Here is a 1,377-nt window from a genome sequence, read left to right as displayed (position 1 = left end):
GTCGATCTCCTGCCAGGGGACTTCGACGCCGTCGACGACGACCTGTACCTGGTTGCCGTCGGAGTCGTCGACGAAGGCGGTGCGCAGGTTGGCGTGCCGGTCGAGCAGGGCCTGGGCGGCTGCCCGCATGCGGGCGGGGTCGACCTCGCCCTCGATGTGGAACGCCATCTGCATCTGGTAGGCGTCCCAGGAGTCGTCGTTCAGCATCGTGTGGAAGAGGAGCCCGGACTGCAGGGGGGTCAGCGGCCAGACGTCGGACAGGCCGGGGTATCGGTTCTCCCAGGCTTCGATGTCGTGCTGGCGGGCCTTGACCAGGGGCAGGTCGGAGGGGGTGAGGCCGCCGGCGGCCGGGTCGGCGGTGTGCCGGGCCAGCGCCTCCAGCGCGGCGAACCACAGCTCGATCAGTTCCCGGACGTCCTCAGGGGCGAACAGCCCGGCGGGGAATCCGGCCGAGACGTCGAGCTGGGCGCCCAGGTCGGTGTCGATGACCATGGAGTTGAGTTCCAGCGCGGACATGGCGGGCATGTCCGCGTCCAGGGGAGCGGCCATCTCGCAGATCTGGGTGAAGCCGAGGCCGCGGAGGTTTTCGGGCATGTCGGCGGAGGAGAAGCGGCCGAGGTAGTTGAAGCCGATCTGCCCGGTGGAGTGACCGGCGAGCTCCGCCGCGGTCTCCTCGTTGAGGTAGCGCAGCAGCCCGAAGCCGAGTCCCTTGTCCGGGACGGCCAGCAGCTGCTCCTTGACCGCCTTGATCACACCACCGGCGGCCGGACCGCCGGCGAACGCCTCGTCCAGATCGAACCCGGCCGTGTCCAGACGGACCGGGAACATGCTGGTGAACCAGCCCACCGTGCTCGAGAGGTCAGCACCCGGCACCACGTCCTGCTCACGGCCGTGCCCCTCCAGCTTGATCAGCGTGGACGACTCCTCCACACCGCGCCCACGGCGCCACTTGGCCACCGCCAGCGCCAGCGCAGCCAGCAGTCCGTCGTTCACCCCACCGTGGAACGCCGCCGGAACCCTCGTCAGCAACGCCTCGGTGACGGCGACGGGCAGTTGCAGCTGGATGTGGTCGAGAGCGGAGCGGGTGTCGACGGCCGGGTCGAGCGGCCGGGAGCCGAGAACGGGATCGGGCCCGTCGAGAACGGATCGCCACAGGTCCATCTCGGCTATGCGTGCGGGGTTGCGGGCCTCGTCGAGGAGGGCATGGGTCCAGCGGCGTACGGAGGTACCGGTCGCCGGAAGCTTCGGGCTCTTTCCGTCCCGGACCTGCTTCCACGCCTCGGCGAGGTCGGGCAGCAGGATCCGCCATGAGACCCCGTCCACCACCAGGTGGTGCAGGACGATCAGCAGCCGGCCGGCCACCGCCGCGTCCGAAGG

The 1,377-nt window shown here is 70.2% G+C and carries 1 protein-coding gene; it reads right to left on the bottom strand.

The window, feature by feature from the left end; genetic code table 11:
* The coding region (locus tag ACFWFI_RS42675; protein WP_387401361.1) for a condensation domain-containing protein at nt 1-1,377 on the bottom strand (1,377 nt) is incomplete at both ends.

Source organism: Streptomyces sp. NPDC060209 (genome assembly GCF_042728155.1).
In the GTDB taxonomy this organism is placed as follows: domain Bacteria; phylum Actinomycetota; class Actinomycetes; order Streptomycetales; family Streptomycetaceae; genus Streptomyces.
This window is presented reverse-complemented; position numbering and strand designations above follow the sequence as displayed.